The sequence below is a fragment of the Streptomyces sp. NPDC006487 genome, assembly GCF_042870555.1.
Taxonomy (GTDB): domain Bacteria; phylum Actinomycetota; class Actinomycetes; order Streptomycetales; family Streptomycetaceae; genus Streptomyces.
On sequence record NZ_JBIAHN010000015.1, the window covers coordinates 110085 to 136098 of the forward strand.

General features: G+C 71.5%; 20 protein-coding genes. 14 read left to right on the plus strand and 6 right to left on the minus strand.

What is annotated here, in order from left to right:
- Positions 1-109 precede the first annotated feature (109 nt).
- The 3 genes from ACFYM0_RS26435 to ACFYM0_RS26445 all read left to right on the plus strand — a co-directional run bounded on the left by ACFYM0_RS26435 (position 110) and on the right by ACFYM0_RS26445 (position 4627).
- Positions 110-2053 (plus strand): TerD family protein, encoded by a 1944-nt coding sequence (locus ACFYM0_RS26435; RefSeq protein WP_388505643.1) that lies wholly within the window; start codon positions 110-112, stop codon positions 2051-2053.
- A 267-nt stretch (positions 2054-2320) separates the two neighbouring features.
- Entirely contained in the window at positions 2321-3304 is a 984-nt protein-coding gene (locus ACFYM0_RS26440) for a TerC family protein (RefSeq protein WP_388505645.1), read from the plus strand.
- Positions 3305-3397: 93 nt separating this feature from the next.
- Positions 3398-4627, plus strand: coding sequence for a serine hydrolase domain-containing protein (locus ACFYM0_RS26445; protein WP_388505647.1), 1230 nt, complete (start codon positions 3398-3400; stop codon positions 4625-4627).
- A 12-nt stretch (positions 4628-4639) separates the two neighbouring features.
- Here ACFYM0_RS26445 and ACFYM0_RS26450 read toward each other — a convergent pair whose 3' ends face one another.
- The 3 genes from ACFYM0_RS26450 to ACFYM0_RS26460 all read right to left on the minus strand — a co-directional run bounded on the left by ACFYM0_RS26450 (position 4640) and on the right by ACFYM0_RS26460 (position 7526).
- A complete protein-coding gene (locus ACFYM0_RS26450; RefSeq protein WP_388505848.1) occupies positions 4640-5962 on the minus strand; it encodes an MFS transporter in 1323 nt (440 codons plus the stop codon).
- A gap of 207 nt (positions 5963-6169) precedes the next feature.
- The gene (locus tag ACFYM0_RS26455) at positions 6170-6826 is read right to left on the minus strand and encodes an MBL fold metallo-hydrolase (RefSeq protein ID WP_388505649.1); all 657 of its coding nucleotides are present in this window, start codon (positions 6824-6826) and stop codon (positions 6170-6172) included.
- Between the two features lie 10 nt (positions 6827-6836).
- Positions 6837-7526 carry a maleylpyruvate isomerase family mycothiol-dependent enzyme gene (locus tag ACFYM0_RS26460; protein WP_388505650.1) on the minus strand — a complete coding sequence of 230 codons (690 nt, stop codon included), beginning with the start codon at positions 7524-7526 and terminating at the stop codon, positions 6837-6839.
- A gap of 186 nt (positions 7527-7712) precedes the next feature.
- Here ACFYM0_RS26460 and uvrA point away from each other — a divergent pair, with 186 nt between their 5' ends.
- Positions 7713-10700 (plus strand): excinuclease ABC subunit UvrA, encoded by a 2988-nt coding sequence (gene uvrA / locus ACFYM0_RS26465; protein ID WP_388505652.1) that lies wholly within the window; start codon positions 7713-7715, stop codon positions 10698-10700.
- Positions 10701-10770: 70 nt separating this feature from the next.
- On the opposite strand, the gene ACFYM0_RS26470 is transcribed toward uvrA, so the two are convergent.
- Complete coding sequence (locus ACFYM0_RS26470; protein WP_388505654.1) at positions 10771-11421, minus strand: NAD(P)-dependent oxidoreductase; 651 nt, start codon at positions 11419-11421, stop codon at positions 10771-10773.
- Between the two features lie 113 nt (positions 11422-11534).
- Here ACFYM0_RS26470 and ACFYM0_RS26475 point away from each other — a divergent pair, with 113 nt between their 5' ends.
- A complete protein-coding gene (locus ACFYM0_RS26475; protein ID WP_388505656.1) occupies positions 11535-12140 on the plus strand; it encodes a TetR/AcrR family transcriptional regulator in 606 nt (201 codons plus the stop codon).
- Here ACFYM0_RS26475 and ACFYM0_RS26480 read toward each other — a convergent pair.
- Positions 12115-13014, minus strand: a complete 900-nt coding sequence (locus ACFYM0_RS26480) for a carbohydrate kinase (RefSeq protein ID WP_388505658.1) — start codon at positions 13012-13014, stop codon at positions 12115-12117. The two genes, ACFYM0_RS26475 and ACFYM0_RS26480, sit on opposite strands and share 26 nt — an antisense overlap.
- 133 nt (positions 13015-13147) lie before the next feature.
- Between ACFYM0_RS26480 and ACFYM0_RS26485 the strand changes: the two genes are divergently transcribed.
- On the plus strand, positions 13148-13579 hold the full coding sequence (locus tag ACFYM0_RS26485; RefSeq protein WP_388505659.1) for a Rieske 2Fe-2S domain-containing protein: 432 nt from the start codon (positions 13148-13150) through the stop codon (positions 13577-13579).
- A gap of 82 nt (positions 13580-13661) precedes the next feature.
- Here the strand turns inward: ACFYM0_RS26485 and ACFYM0_RS26490 are convergent, their stop codons facing one another.
- The gene (locus ACFYM0_RS26490; RefSeq protein ID WP_388505660.1) at positions 13662-14675 is read right to left on the minus strand and encodes a hypothetical protein; all 1014 of its coding nucleotides are present in this window, start codon (positions 14673-14675) and stop codon (positions 13662-13664) included.
- Positions 14676-14913: 238 nt separating this feature from the next.
- Between ACFYM0_RS26490 and ACFYM0_RS26495 the strand changes: the two genes are divergently transcribed.
- From ACFYM0_RS26495 to gap, 8 genes are all read left to right on the plus strand, one after another.
- Positions 14914-15555: a papain-like cysteine protease family protein gene (locus tag ACFYM0_RS26495; protein ID WP_388505662.1), complete on the plus strand. Its 642-nt coding sequence runs from the start codon at positions 14914-14916 to the stop codon at positions 15553-15555.
- Between the two features lie 4 nt (positions 15556-15559).
- A complete protein-coding gene (locus ACFYM0_RS26500; RefSeq protein WP_388505664.1) occupies positions 15560-16402 on the plus strand; it encodes a hypothetical protein in 843 nt (280 codons plus the stop codon).
- 147 nt (positions 16403-16549) lie between these two features.
- Positions 16550-18583, plus strand: coding sequence for an excinuclease ABC subunit UvrC (gene uvrC / locus ACFYM0_RS26505; RefSeq protein ID WP_388505666.1), 2034 nt, complete (start codon positions 16550-16552; stop codon positions 18581-18583).
- Complete coding sequence (gene rapZ / locus ACFYM0_RS26510) at positions 18580-19575, plus strand: RNase adapter RapZ (RefSeq protein WP_388505667.1); 996 nt, start codon at positions 18580-18582, stop codon at positions 19573-19575. Before uvrC ends, rapZ begins: the two co-directional genes overlap by 4 nt.
- Positions 19572-20642 carry a uridine diphosphate-N-acetylglucosamine-binding protein YvcK gene (yvcK, locus tag ACFYM0_RS26515; RefSeq protein WP_388505669.1) on the plus strand — a complete coding sequence of 357 codons (1071 nt, stop codon included), beginning with the start codon at positions 19572-19574 and terminating at the stop codon, positions 20640-20642. The genes rapZ and yvcK overlap by 4 nt, the downstream gene beginning before the upstream one ends.
- Positions 20633-21634, plus strand: a complete 1002-nt coding sequence (gene whiA, locus ACFYM0_RS26520; RefSeq protein ID WP_112449750.1) for a DNA-binding protein WhiA — start codon at positions 20633-20635, stop codon at positions 21632-21634. Before yvcK ends, whiA begins: the two co-directional genes overlap by 10 nt.
- Positions 21635-21814: 180 nt before the next feature.
- Positions 21815-24772 (plus strand): M14 family zinc carboxypeptidase, encoded by a 2958-nt coding sequence (locus tag ACFYM0_RS26525; RefSeq protein WP_388505671.1) that lies wholly within the window; start codon positions 21815-21817, stop codon positions 24770-24772.
- 208 nt (positions 24773-24980) lie between these two features.
- A complete protein-coding gene (gene gap / locus ACFYM0_RS26530) occupies positions 24981-25985 on the plus strand; it encodes a type I glyceraldehyde-3-phosphate dehydrogenase (protein ID WP_243338363.1) in 1005 nt (334 codons plus the stop codon).
- Positions 25986-26014 lie beyond the last annotated feature (29 nt).

A 26014-nucleotide genomic window follows, 5' to 3' on the forward strand; every position in this document is an offset into this window, starting at 1 on the left:
GAACGGCACGGCCGGTGGAACGGCACGGCCGGTAGAACAGCACAGCACGGCAGGACCGGGCACGATCGAGGGCCCGGCGGAAGAACGGGTACGGGGGAGGGGCTGCACGATGACGGCCGAACTGGTCCGGGGGCAGAACCACCCCTTGTCCCGGAGCCGGGTGGAGATCAGGGTCTCGGCGGGCACACCCGTGCTCGCCCTGGCCCAGCTCGGTGACGACACGGGCCGGCTCGCCGGCCCCGGTGCGGTCGCCCACCCGGGCGCCCGCACCCTCCCCGGGCTGGAAGTGCCCGGGGAGGCCTCCGGGCAGCACCGCATAGCGGTCGACCTCGACGCGGTCGCACCGGCCGTCCACCGAGTCGGCTTCGTCCTGGCCCTGCCGCCCGGCGGGCCGGTGCGGTTCGGCGCGGTCCCCGCCTCCTACATTTCCGTGGCCGACCCGGAGGGCGCGGAGCTCGCCGGATACACGCTGACCGGACTGGAGTCGGAGACCGCGGTCGTGGCCCTGGAGCTGTACCGGCGCCAGGGCGCCTGGAAGGTGCGCGCCGTCGGCCAGGGGTACGCCGCCGGCCTCGGTGCGCTCCTGACCGACGCCGGACTGCCCGCTCCGGCCGCGGCCGAACTGGCCGCCGCCGCCCTCGGCACGGCTCCGGCCGGGGACATCACCCTGGCCGTCATGCCCGGCGGGCCGGCCCCGACCGTTCCGCGAGGGCTCCGGGCCCCGGCCACACCCCAGACGCCGGCCCAGGCGCCACAGGACGTTCCGGCCGCCCCCGGGCCCCCGCCGATGCCCCCGCAGCCGGGTCCGGACACCGCGGGCGGCCCGCCCACCATCAGCTACGCCCACCCGCGCCGCCGTACCAGCACCGAGTCGCCCGAGCCCGGGCCGCGCCCCGCCGCGCCGCCGCGGCCGGGCGAGGCGCCCCGCCCCGTCGCCGGGGACGCGAGCGGCTGGTCCATGGAGGAGCGGCTCTACAACCAGGTCTGGGGCATGTTCGAGGACTTGGCCCGCGCCGTCGCCGCCTACCGCGGCGCCGTCGAGTTCGCCGACTCCCGGATGGACCGCGAGCTCGACGAGGCGCTGTCCGACCCCCGTCACCGGCTCGGCGGCACCGCGAACGCCGCCCGGGACACCGCCCGGGCCCGCCGCGAAGAACTGGTCGCGCGGGCGCAGGAAGTCCTCGACCGGGACCTGGTCCAGCTCACCGCCGAGTCCGAGGTGGTCGAGCCCGCGCTGCCCGCGGCGTACGCGCGCTGGGACAACCCGGTCTGGCAGGCGCACTCCGTACCCGCCGAAGCCCCCCTCGCCCTGCGCCTGGGCGACCTCCACCTGCCCGAGCGGCCCGACCTGCGCATCCCCATGCTGGCCCGGGTCCCGCTGGAGCGCGGCCTGTGGATCGACAACGGCCGCACCGGCTCCGAGGCGGCCATGGCGATGGACACCGACCGGCTGCGCCGGGCCGCCATGGACATGGCCGTCGCGCACGCGGCGCGGATGCTGGCCGCGCACCCCGCAGACCGGTTCGCCGTCCACGTCATCGACGCGGCCGGCGCCGGAGCCGCCTCGCTGGCCCCGCTGGTGCGCGCGGGAGTGCTGGCCGGGCCGCCCGCCGCCGGGGCCGCGGGGGTCACCGAGACCCTGGAGCGGCTGACCCGCCGGGTGGACCTCGTACAGATGGCGGTGCGGGCCGGGGCTCCGGAGGACCTGCCGCCCGATGTGGACACCTCCGACCAGCTGCTGATCGTGCACGACTTCCCGCACGGGTTCGACGACCGCGCCGTCACCCGTCTGCGCTACCTCGCCGACGAGGGCCCGGCGGTCGGCGTGCACCTCCTGATGGTCGCGGACCGTGACGAGGCCTCGGCCTACGGGCCGCTGCTGGACCCGCTGTGGCGCTCGCTGATGCGGCTGTCGCCCGTACCGGACAACCACCTCGCCGACCCCTGGGTCCACCACGCCTGGACCTTCGAGCCGGACCTGCCCCCGCAGGGCAGCCGTGTCCTCGACCAGGCACTGGAGCGGGTCGCGGCCGCCCGGGGCGGCGCGCGGTAGCGGCGGCCGGGCGGTCCACCGCCCGGCCCCGATGACCGGCCGCTGACCAGTTCTTGGGGTCCCCTTTACCTTCGGCGCCCACTGCGGGTACCCTGGTGAGTGCGGAGGGGAGTATTCCTGCTTTCCTGCTACGGCGTGCCCGTCAATACGGACTGCAATCGGTCCCGGGGCGCCGGCCCGTGGCCTCCTGGCCGTCCGGGTGGAAGAGACCTCCGGCAGCGATGACGCTGACAAAGTTCTGAGCCATCTGCCGGAGGCGTGTAAATAGTGGACGTTTCGTTGCTCCTATGGGTGCTGACCATTCTCGGTCTGAGCATCCTCATCGGCGCCGATTTCTTCATCGGCCGCAAGCCGCACGACGTTTCCATGAAGGAAGCGGGCATCTGGACGGTCGTCTGGATCGTCCTCGCGGTGCTCTTCGGCCTCGGCCTGCTGGTGTTCGGGCACGGCCAGGCCTCGCAGGAGTTCTTCGCCGGTTTCATCACCGAGAAGTCCCTGAGCGTGGACAACCTCTTCGTCTTCGTCCTGATCATGGCGAAGTTCGCGGTCCCCTCGCAGCTCCAGCAGCGCGTGCTGCTGATCGGCGTGCTGATCGCCCTGGTCCTGCGCGCCATCTTCATCGCCGCGGGCGCCGCGATCATCACCAACTTCTCGTGGGTCTTCTACATCTTCGGCGCGTTCCTCATCTACACCGCGTGGAAGCTGATCCAGGAAGCCCGCAAGGACGAGGAGGAAGAGGAGTTCGAGGAGAACCGCCTCCTCAAGTCCATCGAGAAGAAGTTCGGCGTCGCCGACCGCTACCACGGCACCAAGCTCTTCATCCAGAGCAACGGCAAGCGCGTCCTGACCCCGCTGATGGTCGTCATGCTCGCCATCGGCACCACCGACGTGCTGTTCGCCCTGGACTCGATCCCCGCGATCTTCGGCCTCACCCAGGACCCGTACATCGTCTTCACGGCCAACGCCTTCGCGCTGATGGGTCTGCGCCAGCTGTACTTCCTCATCGGCGGTCTGCTCAAGAAGCTGGTCCACCTCAGCTACGGCCTCTCCGTCATCCTCGGCTTCATCGGCATCAAGCTCGTGCTGCACGCCCTGCACGAGTCGGGCCTGCACGTCCCGCAGATCTCCATCCCGGTCTCCCTGGGCGTCATCTGCGGTGTCCTGGTGATCACCACGATCACCAGCCTGATCGCCTCGAAGAAGCAGGCGGAGGCCGAGGCCGCCGCCGGCCCGGAGCGCATCGACGCCTGATCCGGTGCCACCCCGGTCGCCGCGCGACCGGGGTGGCACCGGCCTAGGCTGGTGGGACGTTTCCCTCGTCGTCGTACGACAGGAGGCCGACCCATGAGGCCGACCCGCATCAGGATGCGCAGGGCCTGTGTGGCGGTTGCCGCCGCCGGCCTGCTCATCGCCCCGGCCGTCGCGGGCTCCGCGTACGGGGCGACCGTCCCGGCGCCTTCCGTGTCCGCGGCTCCCTCACCGGACGGCGACACGGAGTTCCCGCAGCTCACGCCGGCCGTCGCCGCCCGACTGGACAAGGTCGTGCGTGAGGTGATGGACCTGGCGAAGGTGCCGGGCGTGACCGTGGGCCTTTGGTCACCAGGCAAGGGCAGCTACGTGAAGTCCTTCGGCGTGGCCGACAAGGCGACCGGCGCGCCCATGAAGCCCGACCTCGGGGTACGGATCGGCAGCGAGACCAAGACGTTCACGGTCACCGCCCTCCTCCAGCTCGTCGACCAGGGCGAGCTCTCGCTCGACGACCCGATCGGCAAGTACATCAGCGGCGTCCCGAACGGGGACCGCATCACCCTGCGCGAACTGGCGGGCATGCGCAGCGGGCTCTTCAACTACAGCGAGGACCCCGGCTTCGGCAAGGAGCTCAACGGCACCTCCACCTTCACGCCGCAGCAGCTGCTCGACATCTCCTTCAAGCACCCGGTGAACTTCGAGCCGGGCACGAAGTTCGAGTACTCCAACACCAACCTGATCCTGCTCGGCCTGCTCGTGGAGAAGATCACCGGCCGGCCGATCGAGGAGGTCATCGGGCAGGACGTGGTGAAGCCCGCCGGGCTGAGCGGCCGCACGCTCTTCCCCGTCGGCAAGGAGTTCCCCGAGCCGCACGCACACGGCTACACGAACGACCTGCCCGGCGGGGAGATCGTGGACGCGACCGACTTCGACCCGTCCTGGGCCTGGGCCGCCGGTGCGATGGTCTCCGACCTGGAGGACCTGCGCAGCTGGGCGAAGACCCTCGCCACCGGCACCCTGCTGACCCCCGCGACCCAGGCCGAGCGGCTGAAGACCCAGCCGATCGGCATCATTCCCGGCGCGGGTTACGGGCTCGGCATCTTCAACGTCCAGGGCTGGATCGGCCACAACGGCTCGCTGCCCGGGTACGAGACGCTGACCGTCTACCTGCCGGAGGAGCAGGCCACCATGGTCATCGTGCTGACCACCGACGACCTGCACAAGGGACAGGAGCCCAGCACGCTCTTCGGGGAGGCCGTCACCGGCATCGTGACCCCCGGCCACGTGTACCCGGGACACAAGCCGACCGAGGACAAGAGCGGCTGAGCGGCTGAGCGGCTATACGGGGGCGGCCGCTGCGGCCGCCCCTTGCTCCGCCCCCTGCTCCGTCTCCGCGCCCGTCCGCTGCCGGACGACCACCGGGTTGGTCTCCGGCAGCAGTGCGAAGCAGGCCAGCGAGACCAGGGCGATCGCCGTCAGGTACACGGCCACGGCCCAGGGCGGGCCGGAGCCGTCCGCCAGTGCCGTCGCCACGATCGGGGTCAGCGCACCGCCCAGCACCCCGCCCAGGTTGTAGCCCACGGCCGCGCCCGTGCAGCGGATCCGCGGGGCGTACAGCTCGGGCAGGTACGCGCCCACCACCGCGAACATCGTCACCATGCCGAGCAGGGCGCCGAACAGGCCCACGGTCATCAGCAGCGGGTCCGCCGTGCGCAGCAGCGCCACGAACGGGAACATCCACAGCGCGGAGGCGGTGCAGCCCGCCAGGCACAGCGGGCGCCGGCCGTAGCGGTCGCCGAGCACCGCGATCACCGGGGTGGCCGCTCCCTTGAGGGCGACGGCCACCATGATGCAGGCCAGCATCACGGACCGGTGCACGCCGAGGTGCTCGGTGGCGTACGCCAGGGACCAGGTGGTGACCGCGTAGAAGACGGCGTAGCCCACGGCCAGTGCCCCGCCGGTCAGCAGGAGCAGGCGCCAGTGGCCCCGCAGGACCTCGGCCAGGGGGGCCTCGGCCCGGTGGCCGGTCTCGGCCAGTGCGCGGAACTGCGGGGTCTCCTCCACCGACCGGCGCAGCCACAGCCCGGTCAGGGCCAGCAGTCCCGCCACCCAGAACGGCACCCGCCAGCCCCAGGCGGCGAACTGCCCGTCGGACAGTGTGCTCGAGAGGGTCAGCATCAGGCCGTTGGCCAGCAGGAACCCCACCGCCGGACCCATCTGCGGGAAGCTCGACCAGAGCCCGCGCCGCCCCTCGGGGGCGTGCTCCGAGGTCAGCAGCACCGCGCCGCCCCACTCCCCGCCGAGGCCGAGGCCCTGGAGGAAGCGCAGCAGGACCAGCAGGACCGGCGCGGCCATCCCGATGGAGGCGTACGAGGGCACGCAGCCCACCGCCACCGTGGCCAGGCCGGTGAGCAGCAGGGAGGCGAGGAGCACCGGGCGGCGGCCGTACCGGTCGCCGATGTGGCCGAAGACGGCGGAGCCGAGGGGCCGGGCGAGGAAGCCGACGCCGAAGGTGCCGAAGGCGGCGAGGGTTCCGGCGAGCGGGGAGAAGGAGGGGAAGAAGAGCGGGCCGAGCACCAGGGCGGCGGCGGTGCCGTAGACGAAGAAGTCGTAGAACTCGATGGCTGTGCCGACGAGGGAGGCCGCGGCGAGCCGGAGCATCGAGGGGGAGGGGGGTGAGGAGGGGGACGCCTCGGCGGTGGCCGGTACGGCCTTGGCCTGGGGGAGGGGAGCGGGGGAGGGATCCTGTTGCATGGTGCAGCAATTACCCCGCCCCGCCCCCCTCGGGACGTGCGTTCGGTCATCAATGACCGGAAGGGAGTGCGGTCCGGCGTGAGGTTGACGGGCCGTTGCCCCCTTCGGTGCCCGCTACCAGCCGCGCTCGCGCCATTCGGCCAGGTGGGGGCGCTCGGCGCCGAGCGTGGTGTCGTTGCCGTGGCCGGGGTAGACCCAGGTCTCGTCCGACAGCTCGCCGAACAGCTTGTTCTCCACGTCGTCGAGCAGGCTGGTGAAGGCCTTCCCGTCGCCCGAGGTGTTGCCGACGCCGCCCGGGAAGAGGCAGTCGCCGGTGAACACGTGCGCGTGGCCGTGCGGGTCGTCGTAGACCAGCGCGATCGAGCCGGGGGTGTGGCCGACCAGGTGGCGGGCGGTCAGCGTGACCCGTCCGACCGTGATCGTGTCCCCGTCCGCGACGAGCACGTCGGTGGTGACCGGGATGCCCTCCGCGTCGTGGGCGCCCGCGTACGTCCGCGCGCCGGTCGCCGCGACCACGTCCGCCAGCGCGCCCCAGTGGTCGCCGTGCCGGTGGGTGGTGACCACGGAGGCGATGCCGCCCTCGCCGATCAGGCTCAGCAGGGTCTCCGGCTCCGCGGCCGCGTCGATCAGCAGCTGCTCGTCGGTGGCCCGGCAGCGCAGCAGGTAGGCGTTGTTGTTCATGTCGCCCACCGCGACTTTGGAAATCATCAGGTCCGAGAGTTCGTGCACGTCGGCCGGACCGCCGACCTTGACCGCTCCGCTGTACGTCATGGACCCGATCCTAGAGCGGAGGGAGGGTCGGCAGGGGTCCGCCCTCGGTCGCCAGGGAGGCTCCCTTGTCCGCGCGGCCGGCCAGCCAGCCCAGGAGCGCGGCGGCGGTGCCGGTGACGGTGACGGCCGGGTCGCCCGCGGAGCCGGTCCGCCAGTGGCGTCCGTCGGTGGCGGACAGGGCGGTGGGCGGCACGTCCGGGCGTCCCGACCAGCGCTCGGCCAGGAACTCGATCTCCCGGCCGGTGAACTCCTCGGGCAGGTCGGAGAGCTCGTAGCCGATGTTCAGGTCCACGTGGTGCAGCTCGACCTCGATCAGGCGCCGGAAGGGCACCCGGGCCGCCGAGTCGGTGACCCCGTTGCGCAGTTCCACGGTGCGGGTCCAGTCCTGCGGGCGCGCGGCGACGGCCTGCCAGCGATCCGCGGAATTCCGGACGTCCTCGAGCTGTTCCAGCAGAGGACGCACCGCATCACGCTCGATGTCGGACTCCCGGGAGGTGGCGCTCTCGTACATCGGGCGGCCCTCGAAGACCTCGACCAGGGCGTCCGCGTTCCGGGCGAGGTGCGCCAGGACGTGGCCGCGGGTCCAGCCGGGGAGCAGTGACTCTTCGGCCAGCTTCGCGTTGTCCAGCTTCGCGACCGCGGTCAGCAGCCGATCGGTGGCCTCATGAACGGATCGCAGGTCGTGCGCATGATCAATCATGCGGCCGAGCCTAGTGGTTGAGGGTCCTCGCCACACGATCGGGTGAAGAGGCCTGCGGAGTGCCGGAAATCGAATGCACGTGCTATACGCTCGGAGTCCAGTCTCCCACTCCACCGCAGAGGCGCCCCCCAATACCCTGGGACGGGGGCCAGTGCCCCCGCTCTCTCAAGAAAGGTGCGGACCGGCGTGACCGACCGTCTCATCGTTCGTGGCGCTCGCGAGCACAACCTCAAGAACGTCTCTCTTGACCTGCCGCGCGACTCGCTCATCGTCTTCACCGGACTCTCCGGGTCGGGCAAGTCCTCCCTGGCCTTCGACACGATCTTCGCCGAGGGGCAGCGCCGCTACGTCGAGTCGCTGTCCTCGTACGCCCGCCAGTTCCTCGGGCAGATGGACAAGCCCGACGTCGACTTCATCGAGGGCCTCTCGCCGGCCGTCTCCATCGACCAGAAGTCCACCTCGCGCAACCCCCGCTCCACCGTCGGCACCATCACCGAGGTCTACGACTACCTCCGCCTGCTCTTCGCGCGCATCGGCAAGCCCCACTGCCCCGAGTGCAGCCGGCCGATCTCGAGGCAGTCGCCGCAGGCGATCGTCGACAAGGTGCTCGCGCTGCCCGAGGGCAGCCGCTTCCAGGTGCTCTCGCCGCTGGTCCGCGAGCGCAAGGGCGAGTTCGTCGACCTCTTCGCCGACCTCCAGACCAAGGGATACAGCCGGGCCCGGGTGGACGGGGAGACCATCCAGCTCTCCGAGCCGCCCACGCTGAAGAAGCAGGAGAAGCACACCATCGAGGTGGTCATCGACCGCCTCACCGTCAAGGACAGCGCCAAGCGCCGGCTGACGGACTCCGTGGAGACCGCCCTCGGGCTGTCGGGCGGCATGGTGATCCTGGACTTCGTCGACCTCGCCGAGGACGATCCCGAGCGCGAGCGGATGTACTCCGAGCACCTCTACTGCCCGTACGACGACCTCTCCTTCGAGGAGCTGGAGCCGCGCTCCTTCTCCTTCAACTCGCCCTTCGGCGCTTGCCCCGAGTGCACCGGCATCGGTACGCGCATGGAGGTGGACCCGGAGCTGATCGTCCCGGACGAGGACAAGTCCCTGGACGAGGGCGCGGTCTCCCCGTGGTCGCTCGGCCACACCAAGGACTACTTCCAGCGGCTGATCGGCGCGCTCGCCGGGGAGCTCGGCTTCCGCACGGACATCCCGTGGGCCGGACTGCCGCTGCGGGCGAAGAAGGCCCTGCTCTACGGCCACAAGACGCAGATCGAGGTCCGCTACCGCAACCGGTACGGGCGCGAGCGGGCCTACACCACGGCCTTCGAGGGCGCGGTGCCGTTCGTGAAGCGGCGCCACTCGGAGTCCGAGAGCGACGCCAGCCGCGAGCGCTTCGAGGGCTACATGCGCGAGGTGCCCTGCCCCACCTGCCAGGGCACCCGGCTCAAGCCGATCGTGCTCGCGGTGACGGTGATGGACCGCTCGATCGCGGACGTCGCCGCGATGTCGATCAGCGAGTGCGCGGACTTCCTCGGGCGCCTCAAGCTCGACGCCCGCGACAAGAAGATCGCCGAGCGGGTCCTCAAGGAGGTCAACGAGCGGCTCCGCTTCCTCGTCGACGTCGGCCTGGACTACCTCTCGCTCAACCGCGCCGCCGGCACCCTCTCGGGTGGCGAGGCCCAGCGCATCCGCCTCGCCACGCAGATCGGCTCCGGCCTGGTCGGCGTGCTGTACGTCCTGGACGAGCCCTCCATCGGTCTGCACCAGCGCGACAACCACCGGCTGATCGAGACCCTCGTCCGGCTGCGGGACATGGGCAACACCCTGATCGTCGTCGAGCACGACGAGGACACCATCAAGGTGGCCGACTGGGTCGTGGACATCGGCCCGGGCGCCGGTGAGCACGGCGGCAAGGTCGTGCACAGCGGCTCGCTGAAGGACCTGCTGAAGAACCCCGAGTCGATCACCGGTCAGTACCTGTCCGGCAAGCGGTCCATCCCGCTCCCGGACGTACGCCGCCCCGTGGACCCCTCGCGCAAGCTCACGGTCCACGGCGCCAAGGAGAACAACCTGCGGGACATCGACGTGTCCTTCCCGCTGGGCGTGCTCACGGCGGTGACGGGCGTATCGGGCTCCGGCAAGTCGACGCTGGTCAACGACATCCTCTACACGCACCTCGCCCGCGAGCTCAACGGCGCGCGTTCGGTGCCCGGGCGGCACACGCGGGTGGACGGAGACGACCTCGTCGACAAGGTCGTGCACGTGGACCAGTCGCCGATCGGCCGGACCCCCCGGTCCAACCCGGCCACGTACACCGGTGTCTTCGACCACGTCCGCAAGCTCTTCGCGGAGACGATGGAGGCGAAGGTGCGCGGCTATCTGCCGGGCCGCTTCTCCTTCAACGTGAAGGGCGGCCGGTGCGAGAACTGCTCCGGCGACGGCACGATCAAGATCGAGATGAACTTCCTGCCGGACGTGTACGTCCCGTGCGAGGTCTGCCACGGAGACCGGTACAACCGGGAGACGCTGGAGGTCCACTACAAGGGCAAGTCCATCGCCGAGGTCCTGAACATGCCGATCGAGGAGGCCGCGGGCTTCTTCGAGGCGGTCCCGACGATCTCGCGGCACCTCAAGACGCTGAACGAGGTGGGGCTCGGGTACGTCCGCCTCGGCCAGTCCGCACCGACGCTCTCGGGCGGTGAGGCGCAGCGCGTGAAGCTGGCCTCGGAGCTCCAGAAGCGGTCGACGGGGCGGACGGTGTACGTCCTGGACGAGCCGACGACGGGTCTGCACTTCGAGGACATCTCGAAGCTGATCAAGGTGCTGTCCGGGCTGGTCGACAAGGGCAACACGGTGATCGTCATCGAGCACAACCTCGATGTCGTCAAGACCGCGGACTGGGTCGTGGACATGGGCCCCGAGGGTGGGTACGGAGGCGGCCTGGTCGTCGCCGAGGGCACGCCGGAGCAGGTCGCCTCGGTGGGCGCGAGCCACACGGGCAAGTTCCTGCGGGACATCCTGGGCGCGGACCGCATCTCCGACGCGGCCTCCGAGCCGGTCGCCGGGCCGGCGAAGAAGAGGGCGGCGCCGCGGAAGAAGGCGGCGGCCCCGGCTGTCGCGAAGAAGGCGGCGGCCCCGACTCCCGCGAAGAAGGCCACGCGGGCCCGCAAGGCGTAGTCGCGGTCGGGCGGCGCGGGTCGCTCCCACCCGCGCCGCCGTAGCCGGGGGTCCCGGGCGCGGCCGCGGCCTAGGCGGCGATGCCGATGGCGTGGCCCGAGGTCGACGGGTCGGACAGGGTGGTCAGGAGGGCGTCGGCGACGTCCGCCCGGCCGATCACCTTGCCGCCCGGAACGTTGGCGTCGACCGCCCGCCGGTACGTCCCCGTGAACGGCCGGTTCAGCAGCTTCGGCGGCCGGATCACCGTCCACTGCGTACCGCTGGCGGCGATCGCCGACTCCATGACCGCGAGGTCCGCGTACAGGTCCCGCAGGGCCCGGCGCAGGATCGGGTAGACCACCACCCGGGTGAACGCGTCGTCCTCCGGCCCGTCCGGGGCCACCGGCGCGGCACTGACCGCCGACAGGCGGCTCACCCCCGCCCGGTCCATGGCGGAGACGATCGACCGCAGGGCCGGGCCCGCGATCGGGGTGAGCCTGGCCTGCTTGTTGTTCGCCGCGCCGAGCGCGGAGACCACCGCCTCCTGACCCTCCAGCACCGACGCGAGCGCCTCCTCGTCGGAGAGGTCCCGTACCACCGCCACCCGCAGCCGTTCGTGCGCGGGCACGTCCAGCCGCGCCGGGTCGCGGACGACCGCCGTCACCTCGTGGCCCGCTTCGAGTGCCTGCCGGACCACCTCGTGGCCGACCCCGCCCGTGGCTCCGAACACCGTGAGTTTCATCCTGGCTCCCGCATTCATGTGACGCATGATGTGTGGCGCATGGCGTGTGAGGCATGGTGCGTGAGGGGGTGGGTGAGTGCTTACTCACCCCCTGCTTCCGTTATGGTGAGTGAATGCTCACCCCGAAGTCAAGCCGGTCCACCCCGGAGCGCCTGCTCGATGCGGCCGAGGCCCTGATGCGCACCACAGGTCTGGCCAACGCCACCACGAAGGCCATCGCCCGTGAGGCGGGCTGCTCGGAGGCCGCGCTCTACAAGTACTTCGCGAACAAGGAAGAGCTGTTCGTCCGCGTGCTGATGGAGCGCCGTCCCAACGCCGGGGCGATGATGGCGGCGCTGACCGGCGATCCGGGGGACCAGCCGGTCGAGGAGCGGCTGACGGAGATCGCCCGGTACGCCTCGCTCTTCTACGCCGAGGCCATGCCCCTGTCCGCCTCGCTCTTCGCCGATCCTGTCCTGCTCACCCGCCACCGCGAGGGCGTGCGGAGCATCGGCGCGGGGCCGCACGTGGTGCTGGAGGCCCTCACCGGCCATCTGTTCCGCGAGCTGGAACGCGGCCGCCTGCGCCCCGACGCCGACCCGGCCGCCGCCGCCGCGCTGCTGCTCGGCGCCTGCTTCCAGCGTGCCTTCTTCCTGCACTTCTCCGGGCCCGACACGGTCGGGCCGGTCGAGGAGTTCGCCCCCGCGGTCGCCGCTACGGTGTGGGCCGCCCTCCGCTGAGCTCGGAGGCGTACGGAGGCTCCGCGCCCGCCCTGGTGCAGGTCAGCGCGGCTGCCGCGGCGGCGTAGGACAGCACCTCGGGCCAGTCCACCGGGCCCGGGACGCCCGCGCCGGCCGCGAGCCGGTGCAGCAGGGCCGCGTTCACGGTGTCGCCCGCGCCGATGGTGTCCACCACCGCGACCCGGCGTGCGGGCACCGAGTGCTCCGCGCCCTCCCGCGTCCACGCCGTCAGGCCTCCGGCGCCCCGGGTGAGCACCACCGCCGAGGGCCCTGCCGCCAGCCAGTCGCCGGCGCGGCCGCCCAGCCACGCCGCGTCCTCCTCCGACAGCTTCAGCACGCCGACGTGCGGCAGCCAGGACAGGAAGCGGGCCCGGTAGGCGGCCGGGTCGGAGATCAGCGCCGGGCGGATGTTGGGATCGAGCAGGGTCAGCAGCCCGCGCCCGGACTCCCGGCGCAGCAGGGTCTCGTAGGCGCCGGCCCCCGGCTCCAGCACCAGCGAGCAGGTGCCGAGCGCGAGGGCCCGTACCCCCTCGGGGAGCGCGGGCGGCAGCCGGAACAGCCGGTCGGCCGTTCCCTCGACGTAGAAGCCGTACGCCGCCGAGCCGTCCGGGGCCAGCGAGGGCACCGCCAGCGTGGTCGGCTCCGGTCCGCGCTGCACCAGGGAGAGGTCCACCCCGGCCGCGCGGAGCCCCTCGAGCAGCGAGGCGCCGAAGCCGTCCGTCGAGATCCGGGAGCAGAAGGCGGTCGGCACGCCGAGCCGGCCGAGCGCGACGGCGGTGTTGTACGGTCCGCCGCCCGGCCGCGGCAGCAGGGCGCCCGGCGGCTCTGCGACGGGCACCAGGTCGATCAGGGCTTCTCCACCGACGACGATCACGCGGGGGAAGGTATCCCATCGGGCGCGGGTATCGTCGGGTGGGCCCGCCGGGCCCGCCGGGCCCGGCCGGGCCGGTCCCGGCCCCGCCGCATCGTGACCCGACCTCACGTCATCCTCACTCCGGGAGAACCGCATGTCCGCCTCGCAGTCCGCCGCCCGCCGTACCGTCCTCAAGGGCGCCGCCGCGATCGTCGGAGCCGTCGGCGGCGGTGCTGCGCTCACGGCCTGCTCCACCGAGACCAACAGCGGTTCCGGCTCCCCGGCGGTCCCCGCCGAGCCCGTCGAGCTGGGTGCGGCGGCCGAGGTGCCGGTCGGCGGCGCGAAGCTGTTCCGGGAGAAGAAGCTCGTCGTCAGCTGCGCGGAGGCGGGCCAGTACAAGGCCTTCAGTGCCCAGTGCACCCACTCCGGCTGCGTACTGGACAAGATCGTCAAGGGTGAGGGCAACTGCCCCTGCCACGGCAGCCGCTTCGACGTGACCACGGGCAAGGTGCTGCGCGGCCCGGCCACCGACCCGCTGCCGGAGGTTCCGGTGAAGGTCGAGGCCGGCAAGCTCGTCGCGGGCTGACCGTCTGCCAGCCAGCCAGCCAGCCAGCCAGCCAGCCAGCCCGGCCGACCGGCCGGCGCCGTGGCCGCCGGCCGCCGCTCCCTCAGTCCCAGTCCCACCCGATCCCCAGGATCCCGCGCCGGACCCCCTGCTCCACCAGGTGCACGGCCCTGTGCGGTCCGCTCGGGTTCAGGTCCGCGAGCCGACCGCGCGGCGCGTCCGGCCCGCTGCGCGTGAATCGGCGGAAGCGCACCGGCAGCGCCGCCTCGTCGAAGCGGACCTGGAGCACGTACTGCCCGCCCGTGTAGCTGAAGCCGCGCACGTACTCGGTGCTGCGGCCGGCGGTGCCGTCCTCGAAGCCGTAGCCGAAGACGTAGGTGTCGCCGGCGCGCAGCCGGGCGTCGAAGAGGAGCTCGGCCACGACCAGCTCCGCTTCGGGGTGGCGGCGGATCCGCCCGGTCCGGCAGTTCTCGTCGGCCCGGACCCGGATCCGCTCGGGATCGCAGCCGGGGTCGCCGTGGTGGACCGCGATGTACCGGTCGACCCCGTCGCGGTGGGCCCGTACGACGTGCTGCGATTCGCGGCCGAGCAGTTCCCCGGCGGGCCCGATCCGCACCCGCTCGTGGTGTCCGACGGTGTGCAGGCCGCCGTCGGCGGGCAGTTCCATGCCGGCCAGCAGCTCCTCCACGGCCGCACCCACGCTGAACAGCGCCCGGTACGAACGCGCGGGCGGCCGGGCCGTGCCGGGCGCGGCGGGATCAGGCGCGGCCAGCAGTCGCAGCAGGGCGCCCTCGGGCAGCTCCAGGATCTGCTCCAGGGCCCGTACGGCCTTCAGGGACTCGGGGCGGCGCGGCCGCCGGGCGCCCTGCTGCCAGTAACTGAGGCTGGTCACCCCGAGCTTGATGCCGCGGGCGGAGAGCCGGTGCTGCACCCGGTGCAGGGGCAGTCCGCGGGCGGTGAGGGCGGCGCGGAGCGCGAGGGGGAAGGGGCCGTCGCGCAGCAGGTGCGGCAGGTCCCGGGCGGCCTGCGCGCGGGCGTCGTCCGAAGGGGGGCCGGCCGGCCGGGAACCGTCCGCGGGCGGTCTGGCCGAGAAGGTGCCGTTCGCGCTCGACCGCATGGCGGCTCCTCCTGTGAACGTTCACGCGACGGGGTGCGGGCGGTCCGGCGGGTGGCGCCCGTGGTCCCGGTGGGGCCAGGTGGGATGACGGCGGGCGTTCACACTCTGGCCCCACCGTTCACACCGCGATGTCACGCCGTATTGAAGCGTGTTGACCTGTTCCCGACAACACCCCGATGCTCCTCCACAGCGTCCGGACGCGCTCCTCCACCCCCACTCCCCACCTGGGAGGAACGCGATGCGCCACACAAAGCGGCGGCTCACCCTCGCCGCCTTCGTCACCGCCCTGCTCCTCGCCCTGCCCACCGCTGCCGCCACCGCCGCCGATGCCGCCGCCGGTACGGGCACCACGACCGCCACCTCTTCCTCAGCCGCCGCACCCGCCGAGAGCTCGGCCCTGGCGTCCAAGCGGCTGAACATCACCATGCAGGCCCAGCAGAAGACCAACTGGTGCTGGGCCGCCGGCGGGAACACCATCGCCACCTGGTTCGGCCGCACCTACAGCCAGAACCAGTTCTGCAACGCCGCCTTCAACCGGCAGCAGGGCTACGACTGCCCCAACAACCAGGCCACCCTCGGCAACGTCCAGACCGGCCTGCGCTGGGCCGGCATCTCCTCCGGCTCCTACGTGACCGGCTGGCTCCAGTACTCCACCGTCCAGACCGAGATCAACGCCAACCGCCCGATCGAGACCCGCATCCAGTGGTCCAACGGCGGTGGCCACATGCACGTGATCTACGGCTACGACACGGCGAACAGCTGGGTGTACTGGGGAGACCCGTGGCCCTCCAGCGACCGCTACAACTGGGCCTCCCACGCCTGGTACGTGGACAACAGCACCTTCTCCTGGACCCACTCGCTCTACCGGATCGGGGCGTGACCTCATGAATTCCCGCCTCCTGAACCCCCGCCTCCTGAACCCCCGTCTCGCCGCCGCGGCCGTCGCCGCGACCGCCGTACTGGCCCTGGCCCCCGCCCAGGCGTCCGCGGCGCCCGTACCGCAGCCCCAGAGCGCCGGCGCCGAGAACCTGGCCGCCGCGGGACGGGCGGCGGCCGCCCCCGAGACGCTCGCCACCCTGTCCCGCTTCTTCGCCCGCGAGGGCAAGGTCTCGCTCGCCGCCGCGCAGCCCCGCATCGAGGGCGAGACGGTTCCCGTGCACTACCTCTCGCCGGAGTTCGTCGCGGGGAAGGCGGGGGCGAGCGTGGCCCGGCTTGAGTTCCTCGCCAGCAAGGCCGTCTCCTCGGACGGACAGCAGGCCGCCCTGTGGACCGCCAAGACGGCGGCGGGCTGGCAGGTGGTGAACATCGCCACCGGCGACGACGAGTTCCGCTACGCACGGCTCGGCGCGGCGAAACTGCCCGGCGGGACCGTGTTCCGCGAACCGCAGATCGACGCCTGGTACGTGGCCGGCGGCGAGCGGGTACTGCCCCTGGACGAGGACGCGGCCACGGCCGTGGGCGCACGGGGCACGAGCCTGGCCGCCTACCGGACCCGGGTCGTGAAGGCCTACGGGGACAAGCTGCCGGGATCCGCCTACGGCAAGTCCGGGAAGGCCGGTGGCTTCGCCCCCACGGAAGCCACGGCCACGGCCACGACGACCACCGCATCCTCGGCGCACTCCCTCGCCGGACTCCCGACGGCCGCCGGAGCCGTGGCTCTGGCGCTGGGCGCGGCCGGCGCGGTGGCCGCCCGGCGTGCCCGGCGGCAGCGGGTGGTGCGGGCGTAACCACCCGAGGGGCCCGGCCGCCTGCCGGGCGGCCGGGCCCTGCAGGGCTGCGGCCGTCTCTTTCGGATCTTGCCCGGGCCTGACCGGCAAGATCCGAAAGAGACGGCCTCGGCCCGCTTGTCGGCGGGCGACAGTAGGGTGGTTGGCATGGCCGACCCTTCCAGCTACCGCCCCGAGCCGGGGCAGATCCCCGACTCCCCGGGGGTCTACAAGTTCCGCGACGAGCACCGCCGGGTGATCTACGTAGGGAAGGCCAAGAGCCTGCGCCAGCGGCTGGCCAGCTACTTCCAGGACCTCGCCGGGCTGCACCCCCGTACCGCCACCATGGTGACCACGGCCGCCTCCGTGGAGTGGACCGTGGTCTCCACCGAGGTCGAGGCGCTCCAACTCGAATACTCCTGGATCAAGGAGTTCGACCCCCGGTTCAACGTCAAGTACCGGGACGACAAGAGCTACCCCTCCCTCGCCGTGACCATGAACGAGGACTACCCGCGGGTCCAGGTCATGCGCGGACCCAAGAAGAAGGGCGTGCGCTACTTCGGCCCGTACGGGCACGCCTGGGCCATCCGCGAGACCGTCGACCTGATGCTCCGGGTCTTCCCCGTCCGCACCTGCTCCGCCGGGGTGTTCAAGCGCTCCGCCCAGATCGGCCGCCCCTGCCTGCTCGGCTACATCGGCAAGTGCTCCGCTCCCTGCGTCGGCCGGGTCACGCCCGAGGAGCACCGCGAACTCGCCGAGGACTTCTGCGACTTCATGGCCGGCCGCACCGGCACCTACCTCACCCGCCTCGAACAGCAGATGCACGAGGCCGCGGAGGAGATGGAGTACGAGAAGGCCGCCCGGCTGCGCGACGACATAGGGGCCCTGCGCCGGGCGATGGAGAAGAACGCGGTCGTGCTCGCCGACGCCACCGACGCCGACCTGTTCGCGGTCGCCGAGGACGAGCTCGAAGCCGCCGTGCAGATCTTCCACGTCCGCGGCGGCCGGGTCCGCGGCCAGCGCGGCTGGGTCACCGACAAGGTCGAGGCCGTCGACACCGCCGGACTCGTCGAGCACGCCCTCCAGCAGCTGTACGGGGAGGAGAAGGGCGAGGCCGTCCCCAAGGAGGTGCTGGTCCCCGCCCTCCCCGAGGACACCCCGGCCCTGAGTCAGTGGCTCGCCGAGCGGCGCGGCTCGCAGGTGAGCCTGCGCATCCCGCAGCGCGGGGACAAGAAGGCGCTGATGGAGACCGTCCACCGCAACGCCCAGCAGTCCCTCGCCCTGCACAAGACCAAGCGCGCCGCCGACCTCACCACCCGCTCGCGGGCCCTGGAGGAGATCGCCGAGGCGCTGGACCTGGACGGTGCGCCGCTGCGCATCGAGTGCTTCGACATCTCCCACCTGCAGGGGGACGACGTCGTGGCCTCCATGGTCGTCTTCGAGGACGGGCTGGCGCGCAAGGGCGAGTACCGGCGCTTCCAGATCAAGGGCTTCGAGGGGCAGGACGACGTCCGCTCCATGCACGAAGTGGTCTCCCGGCGCTTCCGCCGCTACCTCCAGGAGAAGCTGAAGACGGGGGAGTGGTCGCCCGAGTCCCCCGGCCCCGCCGCGAGCGGGGAAGTCGAACAGGACACGCCCGAGGACGACGGGCGTCCCAGACGCTTCGCCTACCCGCCGCAGCTCGTCGTGGTCGACGGCGGGCAGCCCCAGGTGGCCGCCGCCAAGCGGGCCCTGGAGGAGCTGGGGATCGACGACGTCGCCGTGTGCGGCCTCGCCAAGCGCCTGGAGGAGGTCTGGCTGCCCGGGGAGGACGACCCGGTGGTGCTGCCCCGCAGCAGCGAGGGCCTGTACCTGCTCCAGCGGGTCCGTGACGAAGCCCACCGGTTCGCCATCCAGTACCAGCGCAACAAGCGCGGCAAACGCCTGAAGGCCGGCCCCCTCGATGAGGTTCCCGGGCTCGGCGAGAGCCGCAGGCTGGCCCTGATCAAGCACTTCGGTTCGGTGAAAAAGCTGAGACAGGCGACAATCGACCAGATCTGCGAGGTCCCGGGCATAGGCCGCAAGACGGCCGAGACCGTGGCCGTGGCCCTCGCCCAGGCGGTTCCCGCCGGTCCCGCCGTCAATACGGCGACCGGGGAGATCATTGAGGATGAGACCCCCGCGTCCGCGGGAGCAGCATCCGATCGGGGGACCGAGCAATGACCGAGCGCGAAACCCGCCGCGACCGAGGATCCGAGCAGGATTCCGTAAGCGACATCGCATCCGAGTACGACCGAGACGGAGCACAGGTGAGTACGGGCACGACAGTGGAGCCCGGAGATACCGCCGAGGCGGCCATCCCCGAGCTGGTGATCATCTCTGGTATGTCCGGGGCCGGCCGCAGTACGGCGGCCAAGTGCCTCGAGGACCTCGGCTGGTTCGTCGTCGACAACCTCCCGCCCGCGCTGATCACCACCATGGTGGAACTCGGCGCCCGCTCGCAGGGCAACGTGGCACGCATCGCCGTCGTCGTCGACGTCCGCGGGCGTCAGTTCTTCGACGCGCTGCGCGAATCCCTCGCCGACCTGGAGACCCGCGGGGTCACCCGGCGGATCGTCTTCCTGGAGTCCTCGGACGACGCCCTCGTCCGCCGCTTCGAGTCGGTCCGCCGCCCGCACCCGCTCCAGGGCGACGGACGCATCGTCGACGGCATCGCCGCCGAGCGCGACCTGCTGCGCGAGCTGCGCGGCGACGCCGACCTGGTCATCGACACCTCCAGCCTGAACGTGCACGAACTGCGCGCCAAGATGGACGCCCAGTTCGCCGGCGACGAGGAGCCCGAGCTGCGGGCCACCGTCATGTCCTTCGGCTACAAGTACGGACTCCCCGTCGACGCCGACCTCGTCGTCGACTGCCGCTTCATCCCCAACCCGCACTGGGTCCCGGAGCTGCGCCCCTTCACCGGTCTGAACGAGGAGGTGTCGGGCTACGTCTTCAGCCAGCCCGGCGCCAAGGAGTTCCTCGACCGCTACACCGAGCTGCTCCAGCTCATCGCCACCGGCTACCGACGCGAGGGCAAGCGGTACGTGACCATCGCGGTCGGCTGCACCGGCGGCAAGCACCGCAGCGTCGCCATGTCGGAGAAGCTCGCCGCCCGCCTCGCCTCCGAAGGAGTCGAGACCGTCGTCGTCCACAGGGACATGGGGCGCGAGTGACCGGACGTACCATGCGGCTCCGCCGCCTGCGCCGCCTCACCACCGGCAAGGGTGAGGGCGGCGCGGGCCGTACGGGCCTGCGCCGGGGCGAGGCCTCCGAGGTGGCGGCGCCCAAGGTCGTGGCGCTGGGCGGCGGCATGGGCCTCTCGGCCTCGCTGACCGCCCTGCGCCGGATCACCGGCGAGCTGACCGCCGTCGTCACCGTCGCCGACGACGGCGGCTCCAGCGGCAGGCTGCGCGAGGAGCTCGGCGTCCTGCCGCCCGGAGACCTGCGCAAGGCTCTGGCCGCGCTGTGCGGTGACGACGACTGGGGCCAGACCTGGGCGCGGGTGATCCAGCACCGCTTCCAGTCCCAGGGCGACCTGCACGAGCACGCCGTCGGCAACCTGCTGATCGTCGCGCTGTGGGAACAGCTCGGCGACCCCGTCCAGGCCCTGGACCTCGTCGGCAAGCTGCTCGGCGCCCAGGGCCGGGTGCTGCCGATGTCGGCGGTCCCGCTGGAGCTCCAGGCCCTGGTCAAGGGCCACGATCCGGCCCGCCCCGAGGACGTGGACACCGTACGGGGACAGGCCACCGTGGCGCTGACCCCCGGCGAGGTGCTCTCCGTACAGGTGGTGCCGAGCGACCCGCCGGCGGTGCCGGAAGCGGTCGCGGCGGTGCTCGACGCGGACTGGGTCGTGCTCGGTCCGGGATCCTGGTTCTCGTCGGTGATTCCGCACCTGCTGGTGCCCGAATTGCTCGACGCGCTGGTCGAGACCAAGGCCAGAAGGGTGCTCTCGCTGAACCTCGCACCACAACCCGGCGAAACAGAGGGCTTCTCTCCGCAGCGTCATTTGGAGGTTTTGGCCCGACACGCCCCTAAACTCGCCCTGGACGTGGTGCTGGCCGATCAGGCTGCCGTGCCCGATCGCGAGTCCCTCGCCGATGCCGCAAAACGGTTCGGTGCCGCGGTCGAGCTGGCGCCGGTTGCCAGGCTGGACGGCTCTCCGAAACATGATCCGGAGCTGCTGGCCGCCGCGTACGACCGTATTTTTCGGATGCATGGAAGGATCGGCCCATGGCGATGACGCCCGCGGTGAAGGATGAGATCGCCCGCCTGCCTGTCACCCGCACCTGCTGCAGGAAGGCGGAGGTCTCGGCGATCCTTCGGTTCGCGGGCGGGTTGCACCTGGTGAGCGGCCGGATCGTCATCGAGGCGGAACTGGACGCGGGGATCGCGGCCCGCCGCCTGCGCAAGGACATCCTGGAGATCTTCGGACACTCCTCGGATCTGGTGATCATGGCTCCGGGCGGTCTGCGCCGGGGCAACCGGTACGTGGTCCGCGTGGTCGCCGGCGGCGACCAGCTCGCGCGCCAGACCGGCCTCGTGGACGGCCGCGGCCGTCCGATCCGGGGTCTGCCCCCCCAGGTGGTCTCCGGGGCCACCTGCGACGCCGAGGCGGCCTGGCGCGGGGCCTTCCTGGCCCACGGCTCGCTGACGGAGCCGGGGCGCTCCTCGTCCCTGGAGGTCACCTGCCCCGGTCCGGAGGCCGCCCTGGCCCTGGTCGGCGCCGCCCGCCGGCTCTCCATCGCGGCGAAGGCCCGTGAGGTCCGCGGCGTGGACCGGGTCGTCGTACGGGACGGGGACGCCATCGGCGCCCTGCTGACCCGGCTCGGCGCCCACGACTCCGTGCTGGCCTGGGAGGAGCGGCGGATGCGGCGCGAGGTGCGCGCCACCGCGAACCGCCTCGCCAACTTCGACGACGCCAACCTGCGCCGCTCGGCGCGGGCCGCCGTGGCCGCCGGGGCCCGGGTCCAGCGTGCCCTGGAGATCCTCGCCGAGGAGGTCCCCGAGCACCTCGCGGCGGCCGGCCGGCTGCGCATGGAGCACAAGCAGGCCTCTCTGGAGGAGCTGGGCGCGCTCGCCGACCCGCCGCTGACCAAGGACGCGGTCGCGGGCCGGATCCGCCGCCTGCTGGCGATGGCCGACAAGCGGGCCCAGGACCTCGGGATCCCGGGCACCGAATCGAACCTCGACCTCAGCGACAGCGAGGAGCTGGCCGACAACATGGCCGGCTGAGCGGGAGAGCCGGGCGGGAAAGCCGAGCGGAAAGCCTCCGAAAGGGGCCCGCACGATCACTCGTGCGGGCCCCTTTCCGGTATGCCCCATTGACATGAGCATGGGCTGGTCGTGAGCCTGTCGTCCGAAGCTTTCGTGGCAGACGACAGCTTTCGTGGCAGACGACGCCCAGGGGGGCACATGAGGCACCGCGCGAGATCGATCCTCGCCGCAAGCGCATTCGTCTTCGGCACCACACTGGCCGCACTACCCGTGGCGGCCCAGGCCCAGCCGGGTCCGGCGGACAGGTCCGCCGCCGACGAGGTACGGGTCTACGACGCCGACATCACCAAGGAGCAGGTCCCGCTGGTCCTGGCGGCCGGCCAGGACGCACACGAGCTCTCCGAACGCGCCCCCGAGACCGGGACCGCCAAGGTCGAGCTCTTCCTCACCGGCGGACAGGCCAAGGAACTGGCGGCGAAGGGGATCAAGCTCGCCGAACGCAAGGTCGGGGCCAAGGCCGCGGCGCGCTCGCTGGCGGCCGGCGACGGCGTCTTCCGTCCCTACAGCGGCAAGGGCGGGCTCCAGGAGGAGATCCTGCGCACCGCCCAGGAGAATCCCGGCCTCACCAAGGTCGTCTCCATCGGCAAGACCGTCCAGGGCAAGGACATCCTCGCCCTCAAGGTCACCAAGAACGCCAAGAAGTCCCGGGACGGAGGCAAGCCCTCCACGCTGTTCATGTCGAACCAGCACGCCCGTGAGTGGATCACCCCCGAGATGACCCGGCGGCTGATGCACCACACCCTCGACAACTACGGCAAGGACCCGCGGATCACCAAGCTGGTGGACTCCACCGAGCTGTGGTTCCTGCTCTCCGCCAACCCCGACGGCTACGACTACACCTTCGCCCCCGACGGCCAGCGGCTGTGGCGCAAGAACCTGCGCGACAACAACGCCGACGGCAAGATCACCGCGATCGACGGCGTCGACCTCAACCGCAACTTCGCCTACAAGTGGGGCTACGACAACGAGGGATCCTCGCCCAACCAGGCGAGCGAGACCTACCGCGGCGCCAAGGCCGCCTCCGAGCCCGAGACGGTCGCCCTGGACAAGTTCCAGAAGCGCATCGGCTTCGACTACGCCGTCAACTACCACTCCGCCGCCGAGCTGATCCTGTACGGCGTGGGCTGGCAGGTGGCCACCCCCACCCCCGACGACGTCGCCTACAAGGCGCTCGCCGGCACGCCGGAGAACCCGGCCGTCCCCGGCTACTACCCGCAGGTCTCCTCCGAGCTCTACACCACCAACGGCGAAGCGGACAGCCAGGCCGCCAACGCCAACGGCATCATGATGTTCACGCCGGAGATGACCACCTGCCAGACGGCCTCCGCCATCGACCCGGACGACCAGTGGAAGCCCGAGGACTGCGCCTCCGGCTTCAACTTCCCGGACGACGAGAAGCTCATCCAGGCCGAGTTCGCCAAGAACATCCCCTTCGCGCTCTCCGTGGCCGAGAGCGCCGAGCGCCCGGACCGGCCGAAGTCCTCCCTGGGCCTGACCGCCGCGGACTTCACCCTCGACCCCTTCACCACCTCCTACGCGGCCCGCGGCGAGGACCAGAAGGTCGCCGTCACGGCCCGCAAGGCGCTGAAGGACAAGGAGCTGAACTACCGCATCAACGGGGGCCGCACCCACGACGAGGACCTCGAGGCCTGGAAGGGCGGTGAGGTCTACGGCGGCGACGACAACAACTGGTTCGACGAGTACCGCGCCGAAGTCGAGGGCGCCAGGCCCGGCGACAAGGTCGAGGTCTGGTTCACCGGCCGCGACCGCGGCAAGCAGGTCTCCAGCGAGCACTTCACGTACACGGTGGCCCAGCGCCCCCGCGCCGACGTGCTGGTGATCGCCGAGGAGGGGGCGCCGGCGCAGCACGCACAGACCTACGTCGACGCCCTGCGCGCCAACGGCAAGAGCGCGGCGGTCTGGGACGTGGCCGTCCAGGGCGCCCCGCACCACCTCGGAGCCCTCTCCCACTTCCGCACGGCCGTCCACTACACCGGCGCCAAGTCCCCGGGTGGCGACACCCAGCTCGCGGTACGCGACTTCCTCAACGAGGGCGGCAAGCTGATCGAGGCCGGCGAGCTGGCGGGCGGCAACGCCCAGGTCGGCCGCGCCGTCACCAACGACTTCAGCCAGTACTTCCTCGGCGCCTACGGCCGCGCGGGGGTCACCGGCCCCACCGGCTTCACCGGCGCGGGCTCCCTGACCGGGGCCAAGGGCGCCCTCGGCGACGCCGCGGGCAACCCGCTCGACCGCCCGGGCTCCTACACGGTCACCTCCGACACCCTGCCCGCGGCGCAGTTCCCGCAGTTCAAGAGCGCGCAGTCGGGCCAGTACGCCGGAGTCGTGAACCCGTACGCCCCGTACGCCGGAGCGTCCATGGCCTCGGCCACGCACGAGGACGACGACTGGAAGCGCCTCACCCGCACCATCGACCTCACCGGGGTCACCGCGGCCGACCAGCCGAAGCTCAAGATGGCGCTGAACTGGAACACCGAGGAGGGCTACGACCACGCGGTGCTGGAGTCCCGTACCGCGGGCGGCGACGACTGGACCACGCTGCCCGAGGCGAACGGCCTGACCACCACCACCGTTCCGGAGGAGTGCGGGGCCGGGTTCTTCATCAACGGCCACCCGTTCCTGCGCCGCTACCTCACCCTCGACGCCGGCGGCTGCACCCCGCAGGGCACCAGCGGCACGTGGAACTCCTTCACCGGGTCCTCCGGCGGCTGGAAGCAGGTCTCCTTCGACCTGAGCGCGTACGCGGGCAAGACCGTCGAGGTCTCCCTCGCCTACATCACCGACCCGGGCTCGGGCGGCCGCGGAGTCTTCGCGGACGAGGCCCGCGTCTCGACCGGCGGCACGGACCAGGCGGCCGAGGGCTTCGAGTCCTCGTTCGGTGTCTGGACCGCCCAGGGCGCACCTGCCGGAAGCCCTGATGTTCCGGGCGATTGGTCCCGGTCGGGCGAGCTGTTCAAGTCCTACGCCTCCGTCACTACGCGTGACACGGTGCTCCTCGGCTTCGGCCTGGAACACGTGCCGGCCGCGGCGGACCGTGCCGTACTCGTCGGTAAGGCGCTCCGCTCGCTGAACCACTGATCAGAGGCCCTGACTGCGCTCACCGTGAGTGACCGGGCACAAAGTCCCCGAGGTCCCGTACTCGTCCGAGAGTGCGGGGCTTCGGGGCGTGTCAGACGATGGTCGATGTCACTCCGAAGCTCACGGAGAGGTAGTGTCGTAAGCGGTCGGGGACATCCCATACAGCTCGCTGGCGGACAGGCCGGCGCACCAACGAGGAGATCGGTTCGTGACGATCCGCGTAGGCATCAATGGTTTTGGCCGAATTGGCCGCAACTACTTCCGGGCGCTCCTGGAGCAGGGAGCGGACATCGAGATCGTCGGTGTCAACGACCTGACTGACAACGCAACCCTGGTTCACCTCCTCAAGTACGACACGATCCTGGGCCGTCTCAAGGCCGAGGTCAGCCACACCGACGACACCATCACCGTCGGTGGCAACACCTTCAAGACCTTTGCCGAGCGCGACCCCGCGAACCTCCCCTGGGGCGAGCTGGGCGCCGACATCGTCATCGAGTCGACCGGCATCTTCACGAAGAAGGCCGACGCCGCCAAGCACATCGCGGCCGGCGCGAAGAAGGTCCTCATCTCGGCTCCGGCCAAGGACGAGGACATCACGATCGTGATGGGCGTCAACCAGGAGAAGTACGACGCGGCGAACCACCACGTCATCTCCAACGCCTCCTGCACCACCAACTGCGTGGCGCCGATGGCGAAGGTCCTCCTGGAGAACTTCGGCATCGTCAAGGGCATGATGACGACGGTCCACGCCTACACGAACGACCAGCGCATCCTGGACTTCCCGCACTCGGACCTGCGCCGCGCCCGCGCCGCCGCCGAGAACATCATCCCGACCACCACGGGTGCCGCCAAGGCCACCGCGCTGGTCATCCCGGAGCTGGCGGGCAAGCTCGACGGCATCGCGATGCGCGTCCCGGTCCCCACCGGTTCCGTGACCGACCTGGTCATCGAGCTGGAGCGCGAAGTCACCAAGGACGAGGTCAACTCGGCCTTCCAGAAGGCCTCTCAGGGCCAGCTCAAGGGCATCCTGGACTACACCGAGGACGCGATCGTCTCTTCCGACATCGTGAACTGGCCGTACTCCTGCACCTTCGACTCCTCCCTGACGATGGTCCAGGGCAAGAGCGTCAAGGTCATCGGCTGGTACGACAACGAGTGGGGCTACTCCAACCGCCTCGTCGACCTGACCGTGTTCGTCGGCGGTCAGCTCTAAGCACCAAGACAGGCACCACGATGTGAGCA

What these genes read in the sequence shown, in the direction of transcription:
- ACFYM0_RS26490 (WP_388505660.1), bottom strand. Translation starts at nt 14,675, where the DNA reads ATGCGGTCGAGCGCGAACGGCACCTTCTCGGCCAGACCGCCCGCGGAC.
- ACFYM0_RS26460 (WP_388505650.1), bottom strand. Translation starts at nt 7,526, where the DNA reads ATGATTGATCATGCGCACGACCTGCGATCCGTTCATGAGGCCACCGAT.
- ACFYM0_RS26470 (WP_388505654.1), bottom strand. Translation starts at nt 11,421, where the DNA reads ATGAAACTCACGGTGTTCGGAGCCACGGGCGGGGTCGGCCACGAGGTG.
- ACFYM0_RS26475 (WP_388505656.1), top strand. Translation starts at nt 11,535, where the DNA reads ATGCTCACCCCGAAGTCAAGCCGGTCCACCCCGGAGCGCCTGCTCGAT.
- ACFYM0_RS26500 (WP_388505664.1), top strand. Translation starts at nt 15,560, where the DNA reads ATGAATTCCCGCCTCCTGAACCCCCGCCTCCTGAACCCCCGTCTCGCC.
- ACFYM0_RS26435 (WP_388505643.1), top strand. Translation starts at nt 110, where the DNA reads ATGACGGCCGAACTGGTCCGGGGGCAGAACCACCCCTTGTCCCGGAGC.
- ACFYM0_RS26445 (WP_388505647.1), top strand. Translation starts at nt 3,398, where the DNA reads ATGAGGCCGACCCGCATCAGGATGCGCAGGGCCTGTGTGGCGGTTGCC.
- ACFYM0_RS26525 (WP_388505671.1), top strand. Translation starts at nt 21,815, where the DNA reads ATGAGGCACCGCGCGAGATCGATCCTCGCCGCAAGCGCATTCGTCTTC.
- ACFYM0_RS26455 (WP_388505649.1), bottom strand. Translation starts at nt 6,826, where the DNA reads ATGACGTACAGCGGAGCGGTCAAGGTCGGCGGTCCGGCCGACGTGCAC.
- ACFYM0_RS26495 (WP_388505662.1), top strand. Translation starts at nt 14,914, where the DNA reads ATGCGCCACACAAAGCGGCGGCTCACCCTCGCCGCCTTCGTCACCGCC.
- rapZ (WP_388505667.1), top strand. Translation starts at nt 18,580, where the DNA reads ATGACCGAGCGCGAAACCCGCCGCGACCGAGGATCCGAGCAGGATTCC.
- uvrC (WP_388505666.1), top strand. Translation starts at nt 16,550, where the DNA reads ATGGCCGACCCTTCCAGCTACCGCCCCGAGCCGGGGCAGATCCCCGAC.
- ACFYM0_RS26450 (WP_388505848.1), bottom strand. Translation starts at nt 5,962, where the DNA reads ATGCTCCGGCTCGCCGCGGCCTCCCTCGTCGGCACAGCCATCGAGTTC.
- ACFYM0_RS26485 (WP_388505659.1), top strand. Translation starts at nt 13,148, where the DNA reads ATGTCCGCCTCGCAGTCCGCCGCCCGCCGTACCGTCCTCAAGGGCGCC.
- whiA (WP_112449750.1), top strand. Translation starts at nt 20,633, where the DNA reads ATGGCGATGACGCCCGCGGTGAAGGATGAGATCGCCCGCCTGCCTGTC.